Consider the following 24,973-nt stretch of genomic DNA (forward strand, 5'->3'; position numbering starts at 1 on the left):
GTCATGAGAGCCGACCTCGACATCATTCAGGAATGGATCCCCGCCGGCAGCCGTGTGCTTGACCTCGGCTGCGGCGATGGCGACCTGCTCTACTGGTTGCGCGAACACAAGCAGGTCAGCGGTTATGGGCTGGAAATCGATGCCGGACACATTGCCAACTGCATCGACAAGGGCGTCAACGTCATAGAGCAGGACCTGGATCAGGGCCTGGGCAACTTCGACAGCAACAGCTTCGACGTGGTGGTGATGACCCAGTCACTGCAAGCCTTGCGCTACCCGGACAAGGTGCTGCGCGAAATGCTGCGGGTCGGCCGCACCTGCATCATCACTTTTCCCAACTTTGCCCACTGGCGCTGTCGCTGGTATCTGGCCACCAAGGGCCGCATGCCGGTATCCGAGTTTCTTCCGTACACCTGGTACAACACACCGAACATCCACTTCTGCACCTTCCGCGACTTCGAAGCACTGTGCCGCGAGATGCAGGTCAGCGTGCTCGATCACCTGGCGGTGGATCACCTGCACCGTGACAGCATGGTCAGTCGCATATGGCCTAATCTATTGGGTGAGATCGGCATTTATCGCGTCAGCGGTCCTGCCCGTGCGTAATAGCTCGCGCACGCAACCCGCCGTCTACAGGAGTCTGCCATGCGTAAAATAATCCTGTGTCTGCTCACCCTGTGTCTGGCGCTGCCGGCCTTCGCCGAGCGCAAGCAGACCTTCGGCACCACCGATGTCCATTACAGCGTGTTCAATTCGAGTTTCCTGCAACCCGATACGGCGGCCGCCACTGGCCTGGTGCGCAGCAAGACCGAAGGCGTTGTCACCGTTGCCGTACTCAGCAATGGCCAGCCGCTGGCGGCCCGGGTGGACGGTGAGGTGAAGAACCTGCTCGGCCAGAGCACGCCGCTGGCCTTCAGGCAGGTCAAGGAACAGAATGCCAGCTACTACCTGGCGCAGTTCCCGCTGGAGCAACGCGAAGTACTGACCTTCACGATCAACGTCAAGGGCAGCGATGGCAGTAGCAACAGCTTCAGTTTCAATCAGGAAGTGTTTCCGGACGAATGACCAAGCTGCTCGAAGAGCTGGTACTGGCCAGCCACAATGCCGGCAAGTTGAAGGAACTCCAGGCCTTGCTGGGTAACGGCATACGCGTGCGCTCGGTTGCCGAATTCAGCACCGAAGTTCCGGAAGAAACCGGCCTCTCATTTGTCGAAAACGCCATTCTCAAGGCGCGCCATGCCGCCCGCGTATCCGGCTTGCCGGCACTGGCCGACGATTCCGGGCTGGCGGTCGATGCGCTGGGCGGCGCGCCAGGCATCCATTCGGCACGTTATGCCGATGGTCAGGGCGATGCAGCCAACAATGCCAAATTGCTCGTTGCCCTCAAGGACGTCGCAGAAGACCAGCGAGGCGCGCAGTTCGTTTGCGCACTGGCGCTGGTGCGGCATGCCGATGATCCCTTGCCGGTCATCTGCGAAGGGCTCTGGCGCGGACGCATCCTGCCGCAGCCGCAAGGCAGCAATGGCTTTGGTTACGATCCGCTGTTCTGGGTAGCCGAGCGCCAGTGTTCCAGTGCCGAGCTGTCACCGGCAGACAAGAACCGGCTCAGCCACCGCGCCCGTGCCATGGCCCTGCTCAGGCAGCGACTGGATCTGGCATGAGCAAAGCCCAGCCTGCCAGCCGCTTCGAACTCCCGCCATTGTCGCTGTACATCCATATTCCCTGGTGCGTGCGCAAGTGCCCCTATTGTGACTTCAACTCCCATGCCGCCGGACCGCAGCTGCCGGAAGATGACTATGTCGAGGCACTGCTGGCTGACCTGCAGCAGGATCTGCAGCATGTGCACGGGCGCCCGCTGACTTCGATCTTTTTTGGTGGCGGCACCCCCAGCCTGTTTTCCGCGAACGCGCTTGGGCGCCTGCTGGATGGCGTGGAACAGCGCATCAACTTCACTACGGGCATTGAAATTACCCTGGAAGCCAACCCCGGCACCTTCGAGCAGGCCAAGTTCCGTGATTACCGCAGCCTGGGCATCAATCGCCTGTCGATCGGCGTGCAGAGCTTCGATGCGGCCAAGCTCAAGGCCCTGGGGCGTATCCATGACGGCGCGGAAGCCATCCGTGCAGCCGATATGGCGCGTGCCGCCGGTTTCGACAATTTCAATCTGGACCTGATGCACGGCCTGCCCGGGCAGAGCATCGACGATGCCCTGCAGGACTTGCGCACGGCCATCGCGCAGAGTCCTGCGCACCTGTCCTGGTACCAGCTGACCATGGAGCCCAACACGCAGTTCTGGAGCCAGCCGCCGCAGCTGCCGGAAGAGGACACCCTGTGGGATATCCAGCAGGCCGGCCAGCAGCTGCTCGCCACCGAAGGCTATGCGCAATACGAAGTGTCGGCTTATGCCAGAGCCGGCCGGCAGGCACGGCACAATCTCAACTATTGGCAGTTCGGTGATTTTCTCGGCATCGGCGCCGGCGCCCACGCCAAGCTGAGCAGCCCGCGGGGCGCAATCCAGCGCAGCTGGAAAACCCGCCAGCCGAAAGACTATCTGGCTGCGGGCAAAGACTTCATTGCCGGTCAACGCCTGTTAAGCGCCGAGGAACTGCCGTTCGAGTTCCTGATGAATGCCTTGCGCCTGAACCAGGGGGTAGCCAGCGAACTGTTCAGCCAGCGCTGTGGCCTGCCACTGGAATGCCTGGCCAGCGCACGCGCTCTGGCCGAAAGCCGCGGCTTGCTGGAGCGCGAGCCGCAACGGCTGTGCGCCAGCCGCGAAGGGCAGTTGTTTCTCAATGATCTGCTGCAGTACTTTCTGCCCTGACCTGCACCGGGCTAAACCGCTACTGACACCTGCCCAACCACCCTGAAGGACCACCGATGGACTTGCTGCTGGATTTGCTCACCGACCTTTCGCGCTGGAGTCGCGGCCATCTGTCCGAGATTGCGCTGGCGATCATGGCCACGTTACTGGTGCTGTTCGGACCGGGGATCAACAACGCGATCAGGCGCTCGATTGGCGGCCTGAACTTCTTTCTGCGCACCCTGCTGTTCGTACTGGTATGCGTGGCCGGTTACGGGCTGGCGATCATATTTCTCAGCCCGTGGCTGGCCAATGCGCTGGGCTACTTCAACAACTACACGCTGGCGCCGGTGCTGTTGCTGGTTTTCTTCCTGATCGGTGTGCTGGCTGACCGGGGCTGATCAGCCAGGCCAGTCAGTCGATGCGCTGGAACTTCAGATCCCACACGCCGTGCCCGAGGCGCTCGCCACGGCGCTCGAACTTGGTCACCGGCCGCTCTGCCGGGCGCGGCACATAGCGGCCGTCTGCGGCCAGATTGCGATAGCCTGGCTGGGCATTCATCACTTCCAGCATGTGTTCGGCATAGGCCTCCCAGTCGGTGGCCATGTGCAGCACACCACCCACTTTCAGTTTTTGCCGCACCAGCTGCGCCCAGCCCGGCTGGACGATACGCCGCTTGTGATGGCGGGCCTTGTGCCAGGGGTCGGGAAAGAACAGCAACAGGCGGTCGAGACTGGCGTCCGCCACGCAATCGCGCAGCACTTCAATGGCATCACAGCTGTACACGCGGATATTGCTCAGGTTCTGCGTCAGCATGCCGTTGAGCAGTGCGCCGACACCCGGGCGATGCACCTCGACACCAATGAAATCTTCATCGGGTGCGGCGGCGGCCATCTCCAGCGTGGCCTGACCCATGCCGAAACCGATCTCGAAAGTGCGCGGCGCGCTGCGACCGAACAGCTGATCAAAATCCTGCAGCCCGGCACCCGGTTCAAGGCCGAACTTCGGCCAGCCCTGATCCAGCCCGCGCTGCTGCCCTTCGGTCATGCGTCCGGAGCGCATGACAAAGCTCTTGATCGCGCGGTGCGGGCGTTCGTTTGCCTCGGGCGCAGCCGATTGGTCGTCAGTCATGCTCAACTCAGGGTGCCTTCAAGTGGGGACGATGCACTGGCATAGAGCTTCTTCGGCATGCGCCCGGCCAGCCAGGCCAGACGACCGGCGATAATCGCGTGCTGCATGGCTGCACCCATCAGCACCGGGTCACCGGCATGGGCAATCGCACTGTTCATCAGCACCGCATCACAACCCAGCTCCATGGCAATGGTGGCGTCGGAAGCGGTACCTACGCCGGCATCCACCAGTACCGGCACCCTGGCCTCCTCGAGGATGATGCGCAGGTTGTAGGGGTTGCAGATGCCCAGCCCGGTACCGATCAGGCCGGCCAGCGGCATCACCGCGATACAGCCGATTTCAGCCAGCTGGCGAGCGATGATCGGATCATCGCTGGTGTAGACCATTACGTCGAAACCATCCTTGACCAGCACCTCGGCGGCCTTGAGGGTTTCGATCACATTGGGGAACAGGGTCTTCTGGTCGGCCAGCACTTCCAGCTTGACCAGATTGCGGCCATCCAGCAGTTCGCGCGCCAGGCGGCAGGTTCGTACCGCCTCCACGGCGTCAAAACAACCCGCGGTATTCGGCAGGATGGTATAGCGCTCGGGTGAAATGACATCGAGCAGGTTCGGCTCGCCAGGATTCTGGCCAAGATTGGTGCGACGTACCGCTACCGTGACTATCTCTGCGCCACTGGCCTCGATAGCCAGACGGGTTTCCTCAAGGTCGCGGTACTTGCCGGTACCGACCAGCAGCCGCGACTGGTAGGTGCGGCCGGCGATCACAAACGGCTTGTCAGGTCGGGCCTGGCTCATGGCATGTAACTCCCTGCGAGAGCCATTGGCAACAACCAATGGCTGGATAAAACGGATTGATGGCAACGCAAACGACCTTCCGGCTAACCGCCGCCGATGGCATGCACCACTTCGACACAATCATTGTCTTTCAATAGGGTGCTGCCGTGCAGACTGCGCGGCACGATATCCAGATTCAGCTCTACCGCTACGCGCCGGCCCTGCAGATCCAGCTTTGCCAGCAATTCGGCAACTGTTGCGTGGTCTGGTAACTCGAATGCGCAGCCATTGAGCCGGATCTGCATGAGCGTCTGCCAACCATCGGAAAAGGGGTGGGCATTCTAGCCCGATCAACCCTGATGACCAAGGTGCGAATCAACGCCCCATCCGCCAGGCCGCCAGGCCCAGACAGAACCAGCCACCGAGAAAGGCCAGTCCACCGAGCGGTGTGATCATGCCCAGCTTGCTGATGCCGGTCAGGGTGAGCAGATACAGGCTGCCGGAAAACAGCAGGATACCCAGAGCGAACAGCACACCGCTGACGCGCAACACTGGCTGCGGGGCATGCAGCCACAGCAACGCCACCGCCAGCAGCGCCAGACTGTGCACCAGCTGGTAGTGCGTGCCGGTCTGGAATACCGCCAGATACTCGCTGCTCAGGCGCGCCTTCAGGCCATGGGCGGCAAAGGCCCCCAGCGCCACGCCGGTAAAGCCGCCAAAGGCAGCCAGCAACAGGAACACTCGTGCCATTTGCACTCTCCACAGAAACAGACCAGAAAAGGTCTGGCTATAATGGCCGCCTCCTGTCTCACGGCCAAGCTGCAATGCTGCGCTCCCTGTTTCGACGCCTGCTGCGTTACGCCTTCTATTTTGCTGCCCTGTCGGTATTGCTGGTGCTGTCCATGCGCTGGATACCGCCGATCGGCAGCGGACTGATGATCGAGCGCAAGCTGGAATCCTGGGCCGATGGCGAGCCGGTCGAGCTGCAGCGCAGCTGGCGACCCTGGTCCGAGCTGCCGGACAACCTGAAGGTGGCCGTGATCGCCGCCGAAGACCAGAAGTTTGCCGATCACTGGGGCTTTGATGTCGATGCCATCCGTGCGGCCATCAGCCACAACCAGAGCGGCGGCAACCTGCGCGGCGCCAGTACCCTCAGCCAGCAGGTGGCCAAGAACATCTTCCTCTGGTCCGGCCGCAGCTGGCTGCGCAAGGGTCTGGAAAGCTGGTTTACCGTGCTGATCGAACTGTTGTGGTCGAAGCAGCGGATTCTCGAGGTCTACCTGAACAGCGCCGAATGGGGCGATGGCATCTTCGGTGCAGAGGCCGCCGCACGTTATCACTTCGGTATTGGCGCAGCCTACCTGTCCAACCAGCAGGCCAGCCTGCTGGCCGCCGTACTGCCCAACCCGCGCGCCTGGAGCGCGCACAAGCCGGGACCGCATGTGACCCGCCGGGCCAGGTGGATTCGGCAGCAAAGCTATCAGCTGGGCGGCAGTCATTATCTGGCCAGGTTGCAGTCCCGGCCACCCGCATGGTGGCCGGCAGCACTACCCTCGCCATAAAGCTGCCGATAGACCCCGGGGCACCGTGGTCGCGCCAGACAAGCATGCACGGTCAAAACAAAAAACCCGCCACTGGGGCGGGTCTTGAACCTCTGCAACAACGTCAGGCCTGAATCGAGCCCTTGAGCTTGTTCATGGCATTTTTCTCCAACTGACGGATGCGCTCGGCGGAAACGTTGTACTTGGCCGCGAGGTCATGCAGGGTGGATTTTTCCTCGGCCAGCCAGCGCTGGTAAAGAATATCGCGGCTGCGCTCATCCAGACCGTCCAGCGCCTCATGCAGACTGGCCGAGGAACTGTCGGCCCAGTCGGCATCTTCCATCTGCCGCGCCGGGTCGTAGCGATTGTCTTCCAGATAATGTGCAGGCGTCTGGTAAGCCGCATCGTCATCGGCATCGGCAGCCGGATCGAAAGACATGTCATGCCCGCTCAGGCGGCTTTCCATTTCCCGCACTTCGCGCACTTCGACGCCCATGCTTTCAGCCACTGCATGCACTTCATCGTTGCTCAGCCAGGCCAGACGCTTCTTCTGGCTGCGCAGATTGAAGAACAGCTTGCGCTGCGCCTTGGTGGTAGCGACTTTGACGATACGCCAGTTACGCAGAACGAACTCGTGAATCTCCGCCTTGATCCAGTGCACCGCAAAGGACACCAGGCGCACACCCATTTCCGGGTTGAAACGCTTGACCGCTTTCATCAGGCCGACGTTGCCTTCCTGGATCAGGTCAGCCTGGGCCAGCCCGTAGCCGGAATAGCTGCGGGCGATATGTACGACAAAACGCAGGTGCGCCAACACCATCTGGCGGGCGGCTTCCAGGTCTTGCTGGTAAAACAGTTTTCCAGCCAACTCGCGCTCCTGCTCGACACTCAGCAGCGGGATGCTGTTGACCGTATGCACGTAGGACTCCAGGTTGGCACCGGGCGCCAGGGCATAGGCAGGTTGCAAAGATGTGGTCATGCGAATCCTCCGACTCACGAAACGGGCTGCAGTTTAGCACTGCGCCTTCAGACATGGAACCGCCTGAAAAGTTCCCTTACAGATCATATAATCCAATAAAATCAGCTAGTTACTATCTTGGCGAGAGCTCGCTCAGATGCCGCGCGACAGCCAGCCAGGCACCGATATAACCCAACAGCAGGGCCGCCAGCAACAGGGACAGGCCATCCTCCGCAGGCACGCCGAGCAGGGCGAAATCGCTGCCATACAACCCGGCCAGACGCATCACCGCACCATTGAGCCAGTCCAGCCCATAGGCCAGCAGGCCCCAGGCCAGCAAGCCGGCACCCGCGCCATAGAGTGCGCCCATGTAAAGGAACGGTCGGCGTACATAACTGTCGGTACCACCGACCAGCTTGATCACCTCGATCTCGTTGCGCCGGTTCTCGATATGCAGCCGAATGGTATTGCCGATGACCAGTAGCAGCGCGGCAATCAACAACAGGCTCAGGCCAAACACGAAGCGGTCGCCCAGCCGCAGGATCGCCGTCAATCGCTCGACCCAGACCATATCCAGCTGCACCTGCTCGGCCTTTGGCAATTCGGCCAAGCGGTTGCGCAGGGCCTCCAGAGTGGTTTTGTCGACCTCGTGGGGCGTCACCAGAATCACCCCGGGCAACGGATTCTCCGGCAACTCCCGGAGCGCCTGACCCAGCCCGGAGCCTTGCTGGAACTCTTGCAGTGCCTGCTCGCGGCTGATCCATTCCGCCTGCGCCACACCGGGCATACTGGCGACTTCATCACGCAGCTTTTCACCCTGGGCATCGCCGACGTCCATTTTCAGGAACACCGAGATCTGCGCGGCCTTCTGCCAGGAGCCACCCAGCCGTTCGAGATTACCCAGCAACAGGGACAGGCCCATGGGCAGACTCAGCGCCACCGCCATCACCAGACAGGTGAAGAAGCTGCCAAACGGCTGCCGGACCAGACGGCGCAGGCTGTCGAGCAGACTGGCGCGATGGCTTTCCAGCCAGGCACGCAGATGCCGGCGGAAATCCGACTCCGGCTTTTTCCCGCCTGCCGGGGCTACGGCTGCCGGCCCACCGATCCGTTCAGCCGCTTTGGGATTACGTATGGCACTCATCAGCTGGCCTCCCCGTCGCCAATCAGGCGCCCGCGCTGCAGGGTCAGCATGCGGTGACGCATGCGTGCGATCAGGGCCAGGTCGTGGCTGGCGATCAGTACCGTGGTGCCCAGCCGGTTAATGTCCTCGAATACTCCCATGATTTCTGCCGCCAGCCGCGGATCCAGGTTGCCGGTCGGCTCATCTGCCAGCAGCAGGGCCGGACGATGCACGATGGCACGGGCAATACCGACGCGCTGCTGCTGTCCGGTGGAAAGATCCTCGGGAAACTGCAGGGCCTTGTCGCCGAGACTGACCCGCTCCAGCGCCACGCCGACACGATCGGCGATTTCCTGCTTGTCGAGGCCGAGAATCTGCAGTGGCAACGCCACATTGGCGAACACGTTGCGATCGAGCAGCAAGCGGTGATTCTGGAAGACCACACCGATCTGTCGGCGCAGATAGGGAATCTGTGCATTGGTGATGCTCGCCAGATCCTGCCCGGCCAGCAGCAACTTGCCATTGGAGGGGCGCTCCATGGCCAGCAACAAGCGCAGCAAAGTACTTTTGCCGGCGCCCGAGTGACCGGTGACGAACAGGAATTCGCCGCGCCGCACCTTGAAACTCAATTCATGCAGGCCGATATGGCCGTTCGGGTAACGCTTGGCGACCTGTTCGAATCGAATCATGTGCGCTCCCTGGCCGCAAACAGGGCCTTGACGAAATCGTCCGCGGCAAAGGTGCGCAGATCGTCAATCCCCTCACCCACACCGATGTAGCGGATCGGCAGATTGAACTGCTTGGCCAGGGCGAAGATCACCCCGCCCTTGGCGGTGCCGTCCAGCTTGGTCAGTGCCAGCCCGGTCAGTTCGACCGCCTGATGGAACTGCTTGGTCTGGTTGATCGCATTCTGTCCGGTGCCGGCATCCAGCACCAGCAACACCTCATGCGGCGCCGTCTGATCGAGCTTGCCGATTACCCGGCGCACCTTCTTCAGCTCTTCCATCAGGTTGTCTTTGGTGTGCAGACGGCCAGCCGTATCGGCAATCAGTACATCAATGCCGCGGGCCTTGGCCGCCTGTACCGCGTCAAAGATCACCGAAGCCGAGTCGGCACCGGTGTGCTGGGCAATTACCGGTATCTGGTTGCGCTCGCCCCACACCTGCAGCTGCTCTACCGCTGCGGCACGGAAGGTATCGCCGGCAGCCAGCATGACCTTCTTGCCATCCTGCTGCAGCTTCTTCGCCAGCTTGCCGATGGTGGTGGTTTTGCCCGCACCATTTACTCCGACCACCAGAATCACATAGGGCTGGATGGCTTTGTCGATCTGCAGCGGCTGCTCCACCGGTTTGAGCAACTGCTGAAGCTCTTCCTGCAACGCCTTGTACAGCGCATTGCTGTCCGCCAGCTCCTTGCGCGCCACACGGCGGGTCAGGCTTTGTACGATCTGCGTAGTCGCCTCGACACCAACATCGGCTGTCAGCAGACGGGTTTCCATTTCCTCGAGCAGGTCATCATCAATGGCTTTCTTGCCGAGAAACAGGCTGGCCATGCCTTCGCCCAGACTGGCACTGGTCTTCGCCAGAGCCAGCTTGAGACGCAGAAAGAATCCATCCTTGACCGCTTCGGCAGATTTACCCTCGCCCGCAACAACAGCAGCAACGACTTGCGGCGGAACCACCGGCGGCGCTTCGGCAACGCCTGGGCTCGGCGCATGGCTGACTTCAGCGCCGGCATTGATACGGAAACGCGAGAAAGCCGGCGCGGGCGTGGCTGCAGGGGTAACCGCAGCCGGTGCCGTCTCGGCCGGAAGCGCAGGCGGCTCAGTCGGCTCAGGCGGTGCAACCGCCGGGGCAGGCTCCGCCGGCAAGACCGGCGGTTGCGCCTCAGCAACCGGAGCAGTTCCACTGGCAGGCAGGCCTTCTGCGGCCTGCTGCTCCGGCGCCGGTTCTGGCAGCACATCCGGCTGCGAAGCGACTGCCGCCGCCGGCGCTGCGCCGGCTGCCGGCTGCTCAGCCGGTTTCCTGCGCATCCAGCCGAACATGCCTTTCTTTTCCGTAGCCGGTTTGTCGGCTGCAGGCAGCGGACTTTCGGGCTGCGCCTGCTTCGGGGCACCCGGTTGCTGGCCGGCAGATGCCTGATCTGCCGGAGGCTGGGAGTTTTTCTTGTCGTCAGTGGAACCAAACATGGATGGCAACTATCTCATGCAAGCGCCACGCTAGCCGGATACCGCTAGTCATGGCCGCCGGGGAAACGGATGCGTATCCTAGCATCTCCACGCTCGCTGGCGGTACGACCGCCGCAGCCGTCTGACGGGTTCCAATACTGATGAAATTCACACAACTGCGGGCGTTATGCCTGCTTGCTTGCATCCTCAGCGTGCCAGTGCAAACCCTTGCAGCGGCACCGCAACCTACCCACGAATTCACCCTGGACAACGGCCTCAAGGTGATTGTGCGCGAAGACCACCGGGCGCCTCTGGTGGTTTCGCAGCTCTGGTACAAAATCGGCTCGAGTTACGAGACACCGGGGCAGACCGGCCTCTCGCATGCTCTGGAGCACATGATGTTCAAGGGCAGCAAGAACCTCGCCCCGGGTGAAGCCTCGCGCATCCTGCGCGAACTGGGCGCCGAGGAAAATGCCTTCACTTCCGACGACTACACGGCCTACTACCAGGTGCTGGCGCGTGACCGTCTGGGGGTGGCTTTCGAGCTGGAAGCCGATCGCATGGCCAGCCTGCAAATTCCGCCCGAAGAGTTCACCCGTGAAATCGAGGTGATCAAGGAAGAGCGGCGGATGCGCACCGATGACAAGCCTTCCTCGCTGGCTTACGAGCGCTTCAAGGCGCTGGCATACCCCGCCAGCGGCTACCACAACCCGACTATCGGCTGGATGGCCGACCTGCAGCGCATGACCGATCCGCAGCTGCGCGCCTGGTACCAGGCCTGGTATGTACCGAACAATGCCACGCTGGTGGTGGTCGGCGATGTCAGCGCAGAGGAGGTGAAAACCCTCGCGCAGCGCTATTTCGGCAATATTCCACAGCGCAGCGTGCCGATTGCACGACGGCCACTGGAGCTGGCCGAACCGGGCGAGCGGCGTATCAGCCTGCATGTAAAAACCCAGCTGCCCAGCCTGATGATGGGTTTCAACGTGCCCGGCCTCGCCACCAGCAAAGACAGCACTTCGATCCATGCGTTACGCCTGATCGCCGGCCTGCTCGATGGTGGCTACAGTGCACGCCTGCCTTCGCGCCTTGAGCGCGGCACGGAACTGGTCAGCGGCGCTTCGGCCTGGTACGACGCCTTTGCCCGCGGTGACAGCCTGTTCGTGCTTTCCGCCACGCCCAATGTGCAGAAAGGCAAAACCCTGCAGCAGGTTGAAGCCGGTCTGTGGGGGGAACTGCAAGCCTTGCAACAGCAGCCACCGAGCAGCGAAGAGCTGGAGCGGGTGCGCGCCCAGGTCATCGCCGGGCTGGTTTATGAACGCGACTCCATCACCAGCCAGGCCACCACCATCGGCCAGCTGGAAAGCGTCGGCCTGCGCTGGCAGTTGATGGATGAGGACCTCGCCGCCCTGCAGGCGGTGACGCCTGCCGATATCCAGGCCGCGGCGAAAACCTACTTCACCCGCTCGCGCCTGAGCGTCGCCTACGTATTGCCCGAGGAGCCCCGCGATGAATGAGCGCAACGGACTGCATTACGCGCTGACGGCCCTGATCATCAGCCTGCTGGTTGGCGCACTGGCCATGCTGGCCAGCCAGCCGACCTCTGACCAGGCTCATCTGGCCCCGACGGAGGCGCCTGCTGCCGGCCTGCAGTCGCTGGCCGAACTGGACGGCAAGGCCCCGGCCCGCCGCGCACTGGACATCCAGACCTGGCAAACCGCCGAAGGCTCGAAAGTACTGTTTGTCGCCGCGCCTGAATTGCCGATGCTCGACCTGCGGGTAACTTTCGCCGCCGGCAGCAGCCATGATGGCGATCAACCGGGGCTGGCCATGCTGACCAATGCCATGCTCAACGAAGGCATTGCCGGCAAGGACGTTACTGCGATCGCCGAAGGTTTCGAAAATCTTGGCGCTGCTTTCGGCAACGGTGCCTACCGCGACATGGCGATAGCCTCGCTGCGCACCCTTAGTGCCCCGGCACAGCGGATCCCGGCACTGGAACTGTTTACCGAAGTCATTGGCCGGCCGACCTTCCCGGCAGACTCGCTGGCACGCATCCAGAACCAGATGCTCGCCGGCTTTGAACAGCAGAAGCAGAACCCCGGCAAACTGGCGGCGCTGAGGCTGTTCGAGAACCTCTACGGTACGCACCCTTATGCGCATCCCAGCGATGGCGATGCGCAAAGCGTGCCCGGCATTGATGTCCAAGCCCTGCAGGCATTCCATCAAAAAGCCTACAGCGCCTGCAACGCCGTGATTGCACTGGTCGGCGATCTCAGCCGCAGCGAGGCCGAGGCCATAGCCGAACAGGTTTCCCGGGCCTTGCCAGAAGGTCCTGCGCTGCCGAAAGTGGCCCAGCCCGAAACACCCGAACCGGGCCAGCAGCACATCGAATTCCCGTCGGCGCAGACCACCCTGTTTCTGGCCCAACTCGGTGTCGACCGGCAGGATCCGGATTACCCGGCACTCTATCTGGGCAACCAGATTCTCGGTGGCGGCGGCTTCGGCACGCGTCTGATGGAAGAGGTGCGCGAAAAGCGCGGGCTGGCCTACGGGGTGTACTCCAGCTTCAGCCCGATGCAGGCCCGCGGCCCGTTCATGATCAACCTGCAGACCCGCGCCGAACTGAGCGAGGGCACCCTGCAGCTGGTACAGGACATCCTGCGCCAGTACCTCGCCGAGGGCCCGACGCAGAAAGAACTGGATGATGCCAAGCGTGAAACCGCCGGCAGCTTTCCGATGACCACGGCCAGCAACGCCGACATCGTCGGCCAGCTCGGTGCGATCGGCTTCTACGACCTGCCCCTGACCCAGCTGGAAGACTTCATGGCGCAGGTCCAGGCGCAGACGGTTGAAAGCGTGAAAGCCGCCATGCAGAAACATCTGTCGGCGCAAGCCATGCTGATCGTCACCGCCGGGCCGACTGTCGCGCAAAAGGAACTACCACCACCCACTGACAAACCGGCAGCACTGCCTGCCGGCGTACCGGAGCACTGATGCGCAATAAACCGAAAGCCCGGCCAGCCGTCGCCAGCCATGGCGGCGAAGGCCAGCTGCGCATCATCGCCGGTGTCTGGCGCAGCCGGCAGTTCAATTTCCCGATGGCTGCCGGCCTGCGCCCGACCCCCAACCGCGTGCGCGAAACCCTGTTCAACTGGCTGGCACCCCATGTCGAAGGCGCCCGGGTGCTGGACGTCTTTACCGGTAGCGGTGCGTTGTTTCTCGAAGCCCTCTCGCGCGGTGCCGGCAGTGCCCTGGCGCTGGACCAGAACCCGGCAGCCATCAACGCCCTGCGCGGTCATCTGCAGATCCTGCGCTGTGACAACGGCCAGCTGCTCAACACCGATGCCCTGCGCTACCTGCAGCAGCAAGCAGCAACGGCGTTTGATCTGGTATTTCTCGATCCGCCGTTCGGCCAGGACCTGCTGCGACCGGCCTGCGCTGCGCTGGAAGAACAAGGCTGGCTGAGCAAGGACGCATGGATATACACCGAAAGCGATAACCCGCCCTCCAGCCTTGGCCTGCCGGGTAACTGGCGCCTGCATCGCGAACAGAAGGCTGGCCAGGTGTATTACACGCTGTGGCAACGTACGGCCTGAACCCATGAATGGCAACTTCCAACCGGCCTGGTGGCTGCGCAACCCGCACCTGCAGACACTCTGGAGTGCGTTCTTCCGGCAAGCGCCGCAACTGCAGCGCCAGCGCGAGCGCCTGTGGCTGGAAGATGGCGATTTCCTTGATCTGGACTGGTACGGCCCGCATACGGCCGAAGCGCCGCTGGTGCTGGTGCTGCACGGCCTGACCGGCTCTTCCGGTTCGCATTACGTGCTTGGTCTGCAACAGGCTCTGGCGGCGCAGGGCTGGGCCAGTGTCGGGCTGAACTGGCGCGGCTGTTCCGGAGAAGCAAACCTGTTGCCGCGCGGCTACCACTCCGGCGTCAGTGAGGACCTGGCCACGGTCATTCGCCACTTGCAGGCGACCCGCCCGATGGCGCCACTGCATGCCGTGGGCTATTCACTGGGCGGCAACGTATTGCTCAAGTACCTCGGCGAAACTGCGGAACACTCCGGCCTGCAGGCCGCCGTGGCGGTATCGGTGCCCTTTCGCCTGGATCAGTGCGCGGACCGCATCGGCATCGGTTTTTCGCGGGTCTATCAGGCACACTTCATGCGCGAATTGCTGGCCTATGTGCGCGACAAGCAACAACGCTTTCGCGATGAAGGCCGCCGCGAACCGCTGGCCGCCCTCGAGAATCTCGGCCAGCTGGAAGATATGCGCACCTTCTGGGACTTCGACGGCCGTGTTACCGCGCCGCTGCACGGCTTTGCCGATGCCGATGACTACTATCGACGCGCGTCCAGCCGCTATTTTCTCGGCGCCATTCGCGTGCGTACCCTGCTGATCCAGGCCGCGGATGATCCCTTTGTGTTCCGTCACAGCATTCCGGCAACAGACGAGCTGTCTGCCGGCACCACCCTGGAACTGCATGCCCGCGGCGGCCATGTCGGCTTCATCGAGGGCAGCCTGCGCCGCCCCGCCTTTTATCTGGAGCGGCGGATTCCCGCCTGGCTGGCGCAACAGCTGAAAGGCAACTAAGACAGGACTGATTTATCTGCGCAACCTTGGCCGGGACTGCTTGCTGAGCTAACATCCAGCCCTTCATACCCCCTCGGCAGGACCTTGCGATGAACAGAGTGCTTTATCCCGGCACCTTCGACCCCATCACCAAAGGTCATGGAGACCTGATCGAACGTGCTGCTCGACTGTTCGATACAGTGATCATCGCGGTGGCAGCCAGCCCGAAGAAAAACCCGCTATTCACTCTCGAACAGCGCGTCGAACTGGCCCGTGAAGTGACCAGTCACTTGCCGAATATCGAGGTGGTCGGCTTTTCCACCCTGCTCGCGCACTTCGCCACCGAACAGAGGGCCAATGTCTTCCTGCGCGGATTGCGCGCGGTATCCGACTTCGAGTACGAATTCCAGCTGGCCAACATGAACCGCCAGCTGGCGCCGAATGTGGAAAGCATGTTCCTCACGCCCTCCGAAAAATACTCGTACATCTCCTCGACGCTGGTACGCGAAATTGCCGCACTCGGCGGCGATATCAGCAAGTTCGTGCATCCGGCCGTGGCTGCGGCCCTGGACGAACGCTTCAAGGATCGCTGAACCCCGCAAGCACACGCCTGGCCGCTATCCGGGCGTGACGCAGCGGCCTGTGTTACGGCACAATTCGTCCATCGATAGCCAATAACGTCGTGCCAGATGCATGACGGGAGCCGTTGCATGTCCCTGATCATTACCGACGACTGCATCAACTGTGATGTCTGTGAACCCGAATGCCCGAATGCCGCCATTTCCCAGGGCGAGGAGATCTACGAGATCGACCCCAACCTGTGTACCGAGTGCGTAGGGCACTACGATGAGCCGCAATGCCAACAGGTCTGCCCGGTCGACTGCATCCCGCTCGATGTGAATCACGTCGAAAGCAAGGATGAGCTGATGCAGAAATATCTGATTATCTCCGGCAAAGCCTGAAACCAGGGCCTGTCCGGCCAGCCATATAGGCCCCGCCAAGGTCCAGGGCAGGCTTCAGCCCGGCAGATTTCGACCTTCAACAGCGGACTGAAGCCCAACCTGCGCCACTGCACCGGCTAACTTGATGAAACGACTGCCCGCGCTGTTTGCCACGCCCCTGCTCAGTCTCAGCCTGTTGACCCAGGCTGCCGACAGACCCGGGCAAGCCGCAGTGGCCACCGCTCACCCGGCAGCCACCGTGGCCGGGCTGGAAACCCTCGCCGCCGGTGGCAATGCCTTTGATGCGGCCATTGCCGTTAGCGCCGCACTGGCGGTGGTCGAACCCTATGCATCCGGCCTCGGTGGCGGTGGTTTCTTTCTGCTGCGCCAGGCTGGCAACAAACCCGCCTATCGCTTTCTCGATGCCCGCGAGCGGGCGCCCCGCGCAGCGCACGCGGACATGTATCGACAGAACCCCGAACAGTCGCTGAACGGCGCACAAGCAGCAGCCATTCCCGGGTTGCCCGCCGCACTGGTTGATCTGGCGCAACGCTACGGCCGACTGCCCCTGCTGGCCTCGCTGACGCCGGCGATCCGCCTGGCCGAGGATGGCTTTCCCGTTGATCGCACTTATCAGGAACTCGCCAGCTGGCGCCTGCAGACACTACGTAAAAACCCGGAAAGTGCGCGGATTTTTCTTGCCCGGGGTGCAGTTCCCGAGCAATACAGCCTGATCCGCCAACCGCAACTGGCGAAGACATTGAAGCGCCTGGCAGCTTACGGTGCCGCCGGTTTCTACCAGGGCGAAATGGCTGAGCAACTGGTTGCTGGTGTGCGGGCTGGTGGCGGCATCTGGAGCCTGCGCGACCTGGCCGACTATCGGGTGATCGAGCGCCAGCCACTGTTGTTCGAGCTGGACGGCCAGCGCCTGCTGATCAGCGCCCCGCCGCCCTCGGCCGGCGGTGTGGCACTGGCGCAAAGTCTGGGCATGCTGCAACAACTGCCCTGGCAGCAAGCCGAACCCGTACAGCGCACACATCTGGTCATCGAGGTGCTGCGCCGCGCCTACCGTGAGCGCAGTCAGCTGGGCGACCCTGACTACACTGACAACCCTCTCGAGTCGCTACTCGATACCCGTTATCTGGAGCAGCTGGCCAGGAGCATTGACCCACAGCACGCCACGCCCAGCAGCAGCCTGCCGCGGGCACCGGCCAGACGCGATGATGAGCAGGCCACGCACTTCAGCCTGATCGACAGCGAGGGCAACGCTGTCGCTGCCACACTGTCGATCAACCTGCCCTTTGGCGCGGCCTTTACCGTGCCGGAAACCGGCGTGTTGCTGAACGATGCAATGGACAACTTTGCTGCCGACCTGCAAGGCCGGAATACCTATGACCTGAGCGCCAACGTTGCCAACGTCATTGCTCCCGGCAAGCGCCCGCTATCCAGCCTGAGCCCGACCTTTATCGAAGGCCCGGACGACTTTGCTGCTTTCGGCACGTCGGGCGGCAGCCGCATTCCGAGCACGCTGCTGCTGGCCATACTGCAATATCTGGACAGGCAGCCTATTGCCAGCTGGACCTCGGCACCCCGCTTTCATCAACAGTACTTGCCGGACAAACTCGAGTACGAACCGAGCGCGTTCAGTGCGACGCAGACAGACCAACTGAAAGCTCGCGGGCATCACCCGGAGATGCTTGACAGGCGTTATGGCAACCAGCAGGTGTTGCGCTGGAGCAAAACGGATAACCGGGTGGAAGTCGCCAGCGACCCCCGCGGAGGCGGACTGGCCGCAACCCTGCCAGCAACCACAGAGTAGCGGTCACGCTCAGCGTCCTGATGGGCGCCGAGGGCAGGCACGCCAGCCAGCCGGACCGGCAAGCCTTCAGTCGAAAAAAATCAGTTGCTTGTCTTCGGCGAGTATCTCGCGCAGCGCTCCCACGAACTGACTGTCCGGGCTGCGGCTCAGCAGCAGAACGTTGCGCAAGCTCTGGATAATGCGGCCGGCATAGCCCAGATCGTTCATCAATGAACTGGCCTGATCACCGCTCAGGCGCGCACTGCGCACCTCGGCAAAGACCCTGTCGCGGAAGTCACCGTCATACTTGGCTGCAGCCTCGTCGAACAGCTGCACGCGCTCGCTCCAGGCTTCCCGGGGCACATCGAGCTGACTGATCTCGCGAATTTCCTGCAGCATGGAAATAATATGCCGGCGCAACTCGACGTACTCCTGACGGATCATGGCGTCGTCGCCGCGCAGATAGAAGCCGAGATTTTTCTGCAGATGCTTGGCGTCCTTTACGGCATCCACCAACTCCATTGCCGCGCGCTGACATCCCAGCCAGAAGGCTCGTTGCGGTTGATCCAGCTCGATATCCAGGCGACTCATGAAGGTCAGCAAATCACTGTAAACGCCTTTAATATGCAGCTGATACAGCTGGCCAGCTTCAGTTTCCTGAAGCCTGGGCTTGGCATTGAGCAGCGCCGGATCGGGGTGCCTGAGATTCAACTGGTCGACCGGAAGAAACAGCGCATGGCAAATTACTTCCAGACTAAGGCGGCCCATGTGCTGCAGCTCGTGCAGCACTGCCCTGACCGCCGTATCCGCAGAGGCCAGCGCGCTTTCATCGAGGTAACGTGCCCTTGTCGGCTGCACTTCCTGGTGCGCCAGATCGGTAATCAGAACTGCCGGCTCTAGCTGGTCAGGCAGCCGGCGCTCAAGGAATGCTGCCAGACGGTCACGCAAGGGCCAGAACAGTGCGACACCCATCGCATTGAACAGGCTGTGGAATATGGCCAGCTCGATGAGCAGATTGCCTCTATAGCCAATATCATCCGCAAGCCAGTAAACCACTGCAGAAATAGGCGCCAGCAATGCCAGTGCCAACACTCCGCTACTCACATTGAACAGCACATGGGCCAGCGCCAGTCGCTGCCCGGCCCGCGCACCACCCACGGCGCCAATGATCGCAGTGATAGTAGTGCCCACGTTGGAACCGATGGCCAGCGCGAAGCCCTGTTCGATAGCCAGATGACCGCCGCCCAGTGCAGTCAGGATCAGCATCAGGGTAGCGTGACTCGACTGCAGCAAAACCGTGATCAGAATACCGATAGCGGCGTACAGCAACTGGCCTGCTATGCCCGACACCTGGTACTGCAACGGATCAAAATTGCCGGCGAGGGTGGAAAAGCCATCGCGCATCTGGTCGATGCCGAGAAACAGGAAGGCGATACCCATGGCAACCCGCCCGACCGCCTGCCCACGTTGACCGGTAAAGTTACCCAGCACCCCGAACACCAGAAAAGGCAGCGCAATCGGACTAAGACTTACCTTTTGCCCGGCCAGCGCCAGCAGCCAGATGCCGCTGGTAGTGCCCAGATTGGCGCCGAAGACAATCGCGATACCGGCAGCCAGGGTAATCAGCCCGGTACTGATAAAGGCGATGGTCAGTAGCGAAACCAGTGAACTGGATTGCACCAGTGCAGTAGAAATGATGCCGAACAGCAGGCTTTTGAATGGACTGGCGGTACTCTTCGCCAGCACCCGCTCCAGCTTGCCGCCGGTCAGCAGGCGCAAGCCCTCTTCCAGACATTGCATGCCAAACAGAAAGAGCGCCAGCCCGGCACAGAGCGCCAGCCAGCCCGGACTATAGAAGAAACTCAGGGCCAGCAGGCCAAACAGAAAAATCCAGACGTGGGAACGCCAGCGCAAGGCTGTCTGGTGTTTGGTGTCAGCCACTCTTTATTTTTTCATTTCTGAAAATTTGAATTACTTGAATCGCAACCTAAGCAACGAACAAATGCCTCTCGCATTGGATCCCCAATAAGGGACTGGGCTGACTCGCCAACATTTCCTCCCATTAGACTAAACGGGTAACTTACTATAAAGGCTGCACTTCCAATTATTGTCGCTGCAATCAACAACGGACGCGCTATCAAAAGATCACCCATCATTACGAAACCGTTAGGTGCGTCTGCGGTATAAATAGTGCTACCGCTAACATTTTGGTGGTTATCCATAGTCGTGGCACTTCCACCTTGCTCCATTTCTTCTGCCTTTACAGGCAAGGTCAGCAAGACAGTGGAAAATGCCAGAACAGCAGCAGTTGTGCGAAACAGATTCATGAAAGCATTCCTTTCAGCAAGTTGACTGTGTGTCTAACTATAACAGCGCGTTACGATTTGTCAGTCTGATTGCCAACAACTGTCGTATTTTTTGCCAACATCCCCACGAAATCAATTAACTACGGCATGCACTTAAACGCGTTATCAAGCATAAACGCCTGATCAGCGCAGCTGATATCAACGCTGGCAACGTGGGCAATACACACTGGAGCGCTGCCCCAGACGCACCTCACGCAAACTGCCACCACAGTTCTTGCAGAACTCCCCGCCCCGCCCATAGACAAACAGTTCCTGCTGGAAATAGCCCGGCTGGCCATCGCCACCGACAAAGTCACGCAGGGTGGTGCCGCCACGCTCGATGGCATAAGCCAGAATGCGTTTGATTTCGTCAGCCAGCCGCATGTAGCGTGCGCGGGAAATGGAACCTGCTTCGCGCCGCGGATCAATACCGGCGGCAAACAGCGCCTCACTGGCGTAGATATTGCCTACCCCGACAACCACCGCGTTATCCATGATGAACGGTTTGACCGCCATGCTGCGACCACGGGAGCACTGATACAGCCGCTGCCCGCCAAAGGTATCCGACAACGGCTCCGGACCAAGATTGCGCAGCAGCTCATGCTGCAGCGGATCACTGCTCCAGAGCAGCGCGCCAAAGCGTCGCGGGTCGGTATAGCGCAGCGCCAGGCCTGACTCCAGTTCGATATCGACATGTTCATGTTTGGCAACCGGCGCACCACAGGGCACCAGCCGCAAGTTGCCCGACATGCCCAGATGACTGATCAGGGTGCCGCTTTGCGCCTGCAGCAACAGATACTTCGCGCGGCGCTGCACTTGCACGAAACGCTGCCCCGATAGCCGGACGTCCAGATCCTCGGGGATCGGCCAGCGCAACCGCCGCTCACGCACGATGACCCGGCTGACCCGTACGCCTTCCAGATAAGGCGCGATGCCGCGCCGGGTGGTTTCTACTTCGGGTAATTCGGGCATGCCGCTGTTCTGTCTGGGCCAAAGCGGACAACTTAGCAGGAATCCCCCTGTACCTGCGAGCCGCCGGCGCAAGCGCCCGGGTTGTCGGGACGGGTATACTTGTCGCCTTATTTTCCGGAGTCATCCCATGTCCCTGCCCAGCCTGCGCCTCAAAGCCAATGCCGACCGCCGCCTGCGTGCCGGCCACTTGTGGATCTACAGCAATGAAATCGACGTTGCTGTCAGCCCTCTCGGCGGGTTTGCCGCCGGCAGTCAGGCCATCCTCGAAGCCAGTGGCGGCAAGCCGCTGGGCATCGTCGCCATGAGCCCGCAAAACCTTATCTGCGCCCGCCTGCTGTCCCGTGATACCAGCCATATGCTGGACAAGTCGCTTCTGGTGCATCGCCTTCAGGTTGCCTTGTCGCTACGCGAGCGACTCTTCGACAAGCCGTTTTACCGCCTTGCCTTCGGTGACTCCGACCTGCTGCCCGGGTTGGTGGTCGACCGTTTTGGCGACATTCTGGTGGTGCAGCTGGCCTCGGCGACCATGGAGCAACTCAAGGACGAAGTGATTGCCGCGCTGGTGCAGGTACTCAAGCCCAGCGGCATTCTGTTCAAGAATGACTCCGCTGCACGCGATGCTGAAGGCCTCGAGCGCTACGTCAGCACGGCCTTCGGCGAGGTGCCGGAGTGGGTCGCCCTGGAAGAAAACGGGGTGAAATTCGAAGCACCGGTACTGCAAGGGCAGAAGACCGGCTGGTTCTACGACCACCGCATGAATCGCGCGCGGCTTGCCCCTTATGTAAAGGGCAAGCGCGTGCTTGATCTGTTCAGCTACATCGGTGGCTGGGGTGTGCAGGCCGCCGCCTTCGGCGCCAGTGAAGTAATGTGCGTGGATGCCTCGGCCTTTGCCCTGGATGGCGTCGAGCGCAATGCCGCCCTGAACGGACTGGCCGAAAAAATGACCTGTGTCGAGGGTGATGCTTTTGAAGCCCTGAAGGAATTGAAAGCCGCCGAAGAACGCTTCGATGTGATCATCACCGACCCGCCCGCCTTCATCAAACGCAAGAAGGACCTGAAAAACGGCGAAGCGGCCTACCGCAGACTCAATGAGCAAGCCATGCGCCTGCTCAGCAAGGACGGCATCCTGGTCAGCGCCAGCTGCTCCATGCACCTGCCCGAAGACGACCTGCAGAACATCCTGCTGACCAGCGCCCGCCATCTGGATCGCAATATCCAGCTGCTCGAACGCGGCAGCCAGGGTCCCGATCACCCGGTACACCCGGCCATTGCCGAGACCCGCTATATCAAAAGCCTGACCTGCCGGTTACTGCCTAACAGCTAAACCGGGCACGCACCTGCCGGATCCGGATATTTTTCCGCAGGTGCGTCTTTCCCCTGCCTCACAAGCCGGCTGGCCAAATCCGGTTTATCAACTAAGCTTCCCTAGTGCGTCGGGTTTTTCGCTTTCTGACAATGGGCAAAATCTGCATTCGCCATAGCTCGTCAGATATCAGCCAGTACCTGCGCCCGACAACATCCCGTAAATTCAAAAATCACGCACCGGATCGCGCCGAGTGTCACGTTAGGGAGTCTTATGGCTGATCAGGCTGGTGATAAAGCGTTCCTGCAATTCACCCACGTGAAGAAGACTTACGACCACAAGACACTGGTGGTCAAGGACTTCAACCTGCAGGTAGCCAAGGGGGAATTCATCACCCTGCTAGGCCCTTCCGGCTCGGGCAAGACCACCTGCCTGATGATGCTCGCCGGCTTTGAAGACGTTACCAGCGGCGAAATTCTCATCAATGGCCGCTCCGTTACCAGCATTGCACCTTACGCGCGCAACATCGGCATGGTGTTTCAGCAATACGCACTGTTCCCGCACATGACTATCCGCGAAAACCTTGCGTACCCGCTGAAGATCCGCAAGCAAAGCAAACCGGAGATACAGCGCAAGGTCGATGAATACCTCGCGCTGGTTGAGCTGCAGGACTTCGGCGGCCGTTATCCCGGCCAGCTCTCTGGCGGCCAGCGCCAGCGTGTCGCCCTGGCCCGCGCGCTGATCTTTGCACCGGATATCGTGCTGATGGATGAGCCCCTCGGCGCCCTGGACAAGAAGCTCCGCGAACAGATGCAGTTCGAGATCAAGCGCCTGCATGAGCAACTCGGCTTCACCGTGATCTACGTAACCCACGACCAGACCGAAGCGCTGACCATGTCCGATCGTATTGCCGTATTCAACAACGGCGAAGTCCAGCAGTGCGCAGCGCCGAATGTGTTGTACGAGCGCCCGGCCAATCTGTTTGTCGCCGACTTCATCGGTGAGAGCAACAAGCTACCCGGCGTGATCGAATCCGTAGGTGACGAACTGGTGACGGTACGGTTGGACAGCGGCGCACAAGTCAGTGCCCTGAAGGCCAACTGCGATCAGGTCGGCCAACCCACGACAGTATCGATTCGCCCGGAAAAGCTCACTTTTACCGATCACCTCGGCAAAGCCGGCAATCAGGTGCAGGCACGCTTTATCGTCCGCCACTATGTCGGCGAATACATTCGCTACCATTTCCAGACCGCCGATGGGTGCGAGCTGGTGGTAAAGAATCTGAACGACAGTTCAGCACCGCAACTCAGCGCCAAGGATGAAGTCGCCCTGGCTTGGCTCCCGCAAGACAGCCAGGCGCTGGATGTTCGACCGGACACCCCGGTGTCCTAATAACACTCGCAAACCCAGGAGCAAAACCATGATGCGATTACCCTTCAAGCAGTTTTCCGCCTGCGCCCTTGCAGCGGCTTTGTCATTCAGCGCTTTCAGTGCCAGCGCCGAAGAAACCCTCACCGTTGTCTCATGGGGCGGCGCCTATGGCGCAGCACAGAAGAAGCACATGATTGACCCGTTCCAGAAGGAAACCGGGGTCAAGGTGTTGTTCGAGGACTATTCCGGCGGCGTGGCTGAGATGAAAGCCCAGGTAGAGTCCGGCAATATCCAGTGGGATGTGGTCGATCTGGAAGTGATCGATCTGGAGCGTGCCTGCTCCGAAGGCCTGCTGGAAACCATTCCGCACTCCATTCTTCCCGCCGGCGCAGATGGCACCCCGGCCGAGAAAGACTTCATTCCTGAAGCCCTGTCCAACGAGTGCGCTATCGGCAATATCGTCTGGTCGGTGGTGTATGCCTATAACAAAGACACCGTTGGCAAAACCACACCAACCACTATCGGTGACTTCTTCGACACGGCCAAAATCCCCGGCAAGCGCGCCTTGCGCAAACGCCCACAGGTCAATATGGAGTGGGCTCTGATGGCGGACGGTGTTCCCGCCGCCGATGTCTACAAAGTACTGGCCACCCCCGAAGGACAGCAGCGCGCCTTCGACAAACTGGACACGATCAAGAACGACATCGTCTGGTTTGACTCCTGGTCACAAGCGCCACAACTGCTGAATGACGGCGGTGCGGTGCTGGTGCAATCGGCTAACGGTCGCTTCTACGATGCCATCGTTCAGGAAGGCAAACCTTTCGTCATTGTCTGGTCCGGGCACGTCTATGACCTGGACGCCTGGGGCGTGCTGAAGGGTTCGCCGAAGAAAGATCTGGCATTCAAGTTCATCGCCTACGCGACCCAGTCCAAGCCGCTGGCAGGCATGTCGGACGTGGCCTACGGCCCGACCCGCAAGTCCTCCACGCCGATGATGGACCCTGCAGCCGCACCACACCTGCCGACTGCACACCTGGACACAGGCCTGCAGGCCGGTTCGGCGTTCTGGGCTGACTACGGCGAGTCGCTGGGCGAGAAATTCAACGAGTGGCTGCTCAAATAACCCGCTGATTACCCCTCCCCCTGCCGGGAGGGAAATTCAGGCACGGGCC

Annotated in this window: 27 protein-coding genes; 16 read left to right on the forward strand and 11 right to left on the reverse strand. The window is 61.2% G+C overall.

The window, feature by feature from the left end; translation table 11 throughout:
* The first annotated feature begins 3 nt into the window (after positions 1-3).
* The 5 genes from metW to BLT89_RS14630 are packed head-to-tail and all read left to right on the forward strand — an operon-like array spanning position 4 to position 3,201.
* Positions 4-606 (forward strand): methionine biosynthesis protein MetW, encoded by a 603-nt coding sequence (gene metW / locus BLT89_RS14610; RefSeq protein ID WP_090196947.1) that lies wholly within the window; start codon positions 4-6, stop codon positions 604-606.
* A 39-nt stretch (positions 607-645) separates the two neighbouring features.
* Positions 646-1,065, forward strand: a complete 420-nt coding sequence (locus BLT89_RS14615) for a DUF4426 domain-containing protein (protein WP_090196950.1) — start codon at positions 646-648, stop codon at positions 1,063-1,065.
* A complete protein-coding gene (rdgB, locus tag BLT89_RS14620; RefSeq protein WP_090196953.1) occupies positions 1,062-1,661 on the forward strand; it encodes an RdgB/HAM1 family non-canonical purine NTP pyrophosphatase in 600 nt (199 codons plus the stop codon). The genes BLT89_RS14615 and rdgB overlap by 4 nt, the downstream gene beginning before the upstream one ends.
* Positions 1,658-2,821, forward strand: coding sequence for a radical SAM family heme chaperone HemW (hemW, locus tag BLT89_RS14625; RefSeq protein ID WP_090196956.1), 1,164 nt, complete (start codon positions 1,658-1,660; stop codon positions 2,819-2,821). The genes rdgB and hemW overlap by 4 nt, the downstream gene beginning before the upstream one ends.
* Before the next feature lie 56 nt (positions 2,822-2,877).
* A complete protein-coding gene (locus tag BLT89_RS14630; RefSeq protein WP_090196958.1) occupies positions 2,878-3,201 on the forward strand; it encodes a DUF3392 domain-containing protein in 324 nt (107 codons plus the stop codon).
* Between the two features lie 13 nt (positions 3,202-3,214).
* Here BLT89_RS14630 and trmB read toward each other — a convergent pair whose 3' ends face one another.
* The 4 genes from trmB to BLT89_RS14650 all read right to left on the reverse strand — a co-directional run bounded on the left by trmB (position 3,215) and on the right by BLT89_RS14650 (position 5,457).
* Positions 3,215-3,931 carry a tRNA (guanosine(46)-N7)-methyltransferase TrmB gene (gene trmB / locus BLT89_RS14635; protein WP_090196961.1) on the reverse strand — a complete coding sequence of 239 codons (717 nt, stop codon included), beginning with the start codon at positions 3,929-3,931 and terminating at the stop codon, positions 3,215-3,217.
* 2 nt (positions 3,932-3,933) lie between these two features.
* Positions 3,934-4,728, reverse strand: a complete 795-nt coding sequence (locus BLT89_RS14640; RefSeq protein WP_090196964.1) for a thiazole synthase — start codon at positions 4,726-4,728, stop codon at positions 3,934-3,936.
* An 83-nt stretch (positions 4,729-4,811) separates the two neighbouring features.
* A complete protein-coding gene (gene thiS, locus BLT89_RS14645; RefSeq protein ID WP_090196967.1) occupies positions 4,812-5,012 on the reverse strand; it encodes a sulfur carrier protein ThiS in 201 nt (66 codons plus the stop codon).
* Between the two features lie 70 nt (positions 5,013-5,082).
* Complete coding sequence (locus tag BLT89_RS14650; protein ID WP_090196969.1) at positions 5,083-5,457, reverse strand: DUF423 domain-containing protein; 375 nt, start codon at positions 5,455-5,457, stop codon at positions 5,083-5,085.
* A 74-nt stretch (positions 5,458-5,531) separates the two neighbouring features.
* Here BLT89_RS14650 and mtgA point away from each other — a divergent pair, with 74 nt between their 5' ends.
* The gene (gene mtgA / locus BLT89_RS14655; RefSeq protein ID WP_090196972.1) at positions 5,532-6,269 is read left to right on the forward strand and encodes a monofunctional biosynthetic peptidoglycan transglycosylase; all 738 of its coding nucleotides are present in this window, start codon (positions 5,532-5,534) and stop codon (positions 6,267-6,269) included.
* A gap of 103 nt (positions 6,270-6,372) precedes the next feature.
* On the opposite strand, the gene rpoH is transcribed toward mtgA, so the two are convergent.
* The 4 genes from rpoH to ftsY all read right to left on the reverse strand — a co-directional run bounded on the left by rpoH (position 6,373) and on the right by ftsY (position 10,517).
* Complete coding sequence (rpoH, locus tag BLT89_RS14660; protein ID WP_090196975.1) at positions 6,373-7,227, reverse strand: RNA polymerase sigma factor RpoH; 855 nt, start codon at positions 7,225-7,227, stop codon at positions 6,373-6,375.
* Between the two features lie 112 nt (positions 7,228-7,339).
* The gene (gene ftsX, locus BLT89_RS14665; protein ID WP_090196978.1) at positions 7,340-8,350 is read right to left on the reverse strand and encodes a permease-like cell division protein FtsX; all 1,011 of its coding nucleotides are present in this window, start codon (positions 8,348-8,350) and stop codon (positions 7,340-7,342) included.
* A complete protein-coding gene (gene ftsE / locus BLT89_RS14670) occupies positions 8,350-9,018 on the reverse strand; it encodes a cell division ATP-binding protein FtsE (RefSeq protein WP_090196981.1) in 669 nt (222 codons plus the stop codon). The genes ftsX and ftsE overlap by 1 nt, the downstream gene beginning before the upstream one ends.
* A complete protein-coding gene (gene ftsY / locus BLT89_RS14675) occupies positions 9,015-10,517 on the reverse strand; it encodes a signal recognition particle-docking protein FtsY (RefSeq protein WP_090196983.1) in 1,503 nt (500 codons plus the stop codon). The genes ftsE and ftsY overlap by 4 nt, the downstream gene beginning before the upstream one ends.
* Positions 10,518-10,657: 140 nt before the next feature.
* Here ftsY and BLT89_RS14680 point away from each other — a divergent pair, with 140 nt between their 5' ends.
* From BLT89_RS14680 to ggt, 7 genes are all read left to right on the forward strand, one after another.
* Positions 10,658-12,013, forward strand: a complete 1,356-nt coding sequence (locus BLT89_RS14680) for a M16 family metallopeptidase (protein ID WP_090196986.1) — start codon at positions 10,658-10,660, stop codon at positions 12,011-12,013.
* Positions 12,006-13,493 carry a M16 family metallopeptidase gene (locus BLT89_RS14685; protein ID WP_090196989.1) on the forward strand — a complete coding sequence of 496 codons (1,488 nt, stop codon included), beginning with the start codon at positions 12,006-12,008 and terminating at the stop codon, positions 13,491-13,493. Before BLT89_RS14680 ends, BLT89_RS14685 begins: the two co-directional genes overlap by 8 nt.
* A complete protein-coding gene (rsmD, locus tag BLT89_RS14690) occupies positions 13,493-14,095 on the forward strand; it encodes a 16S rRNA (guanine(966)-N(2))-methyltransferase RsmD (protein WP_090196992.1) in 603 nt (200 codons plus the stop codon). Before BLT89_RS14685 ends, rsmD begins: the two co-directional genes overlap by 1 nt.
* A gap of 4 nt (positions 14,096-14,099) precedes the next feature.
* The gene (locus BLT89_RS14695; RefSeq protein WP_090196996.1) at positions 14,100-15,092 is read left to right on the forward strand and encodes a hydrolase; all 993 of its coding nucleotides are present in this window, start codon (positions 14,100-14,102) and stop codon (positions 15,090-15,092) included.
* Between the two features lie 89 nt (positions 15,093-15,181).
* Positions 15,182-15,664, forward strand: coding sequence for a pantetheine-phosphate adenylyltransferase (coaD, locus tag BLT89_RS14700; RefSeq protein ID WP_090196999.1), 483 nt, complete (start codon positions 15,182-15,184; stop codon positions 15,662-15,664).
* Between the two features lie 117 nt (positions 15,665-15,781).
* Positions 15,782-16,033, forward strand: a complete 252-nt coding sequence (locus BLT89_RS14705; RefSeq protein WP_090197002.1) for a YfhL family 4Fe-4S dicluster ferredoxin — start codon at positions 15,782-15,784, stop codon at positions 16,031-16,033.
* A 124-nt stretch (positions 16,034-16,157) separates the two neighbouring features.
* On the forward strand, positions 16,158-17,831 hold the full coding sequence (ggt, locus tag BLT89_RS14710; protein WP_090197005.1) for a gamma-glutamyltransferase: 1,674 nt from the start codon (positions 16,158-16,160) through the stop codon (positions 17,829-17,831).
* Between the two features lie 66 nt (positions 17,832-17,897).
* On the opposite strand, the gene BLT89_RS14715 is transcribed toward ggt, so the two are convergent.
* From BLT89_RS14715 to mutM, 3 genes are all read right to left on the reverse strand, one after another.
* Positions 17,898-19,724: a Na/Pi cotransporter family protein gene (locus BLT89_RS14715; protein ID WP_231975119.1), complete on the reverse strand. Its 1,827-nt coding sequence runs from the start codon at positions 19,722-19,724 to the stop codon at positions 17,898-17,900.
* Positions 19,725-19,762: 38 nt separating this feature from the next.
* Complete coding sequence (locus BLT89_RS14720; protein ID WP_090197008.1) at positions 19,763-20,137, reverse strand: multidrug transporter; 375 nt, start codon at positions 20,135-20,137, stop codon at positions 19,763-19,765.
* A gap of 177 nt (positions 20,138-20,314) precedes the next feature.
* Complete coding sequence (mutM, locus tag BLT89_RS14725) at positions 20,315-21,127, reverse strand: bifunctional DNA-formamidopyrimidine glycosylase/DNA-(apurinic or apyrimidinic site) lyase (protein WP_090197011.1); 813 nt, start codon at positions 21,125-21,127, stop codon at positions 20,315-20,317.
* A 127-nt stretch (positions 21,128-21,254) separates the two neighbouring features.
* Here mutM and BLT89_RS14730 point away from each other — a divergent pair, with 127 nt between their 5' ends.
* The 3 genes from BLT89_RS14730 (at position 21,255) to BLT89_RS14740 (ending at position 24,924) form a co-directional block, all read left to right on the forward strand.
* Positions 21,255-22,451, forward strand: a complete 1,197-nt coding sequence (locus BLT89_RS14730; protein ID WP_090197013.1) for a class I SAM-dependent rRNA methyltransferase — start codon at positions 21,255-21,257, stop codon at positions 22,449-22,451.
* 252 nt (positions 22,452-22,703) lie between these two features.
* Positions 22,704-23,822, forward strand: coding sequence for an ABC transporter ATP-binding protein (locus tag BLT89_RS14735; protein ID WP_090197017.1), 1,119 nt, complete (start codon positions 22,704-22,706; stop codon positions 23,820-23,822).
* Positions 23,823-23,850: 28 nt separating this feature from the next.
* A complete protein-coding gene (locus tag BLT89_RS14740) occupies positions 23,851-24,924 on the forward strand; it encodes an ABC transporter substrate-binding protein (protein WP_231975028.1) in 1,074 nt (357 codons plus the stop codon).
* The last annotated feature ends 49 nt before the right edge of the window (positions 24,925-24,973 follow it).

Source organism: Pseudomonas pohangensis (assembly GCF_900105995.1).
GTDB classification, from domain to species: Bacteria; Pseudomonadota; Gammaproteobacteria; order Pseudomonadales; family Pseudomonadaceae; genus Aquipseudomonas; species Aquipseudomonas pohangensis.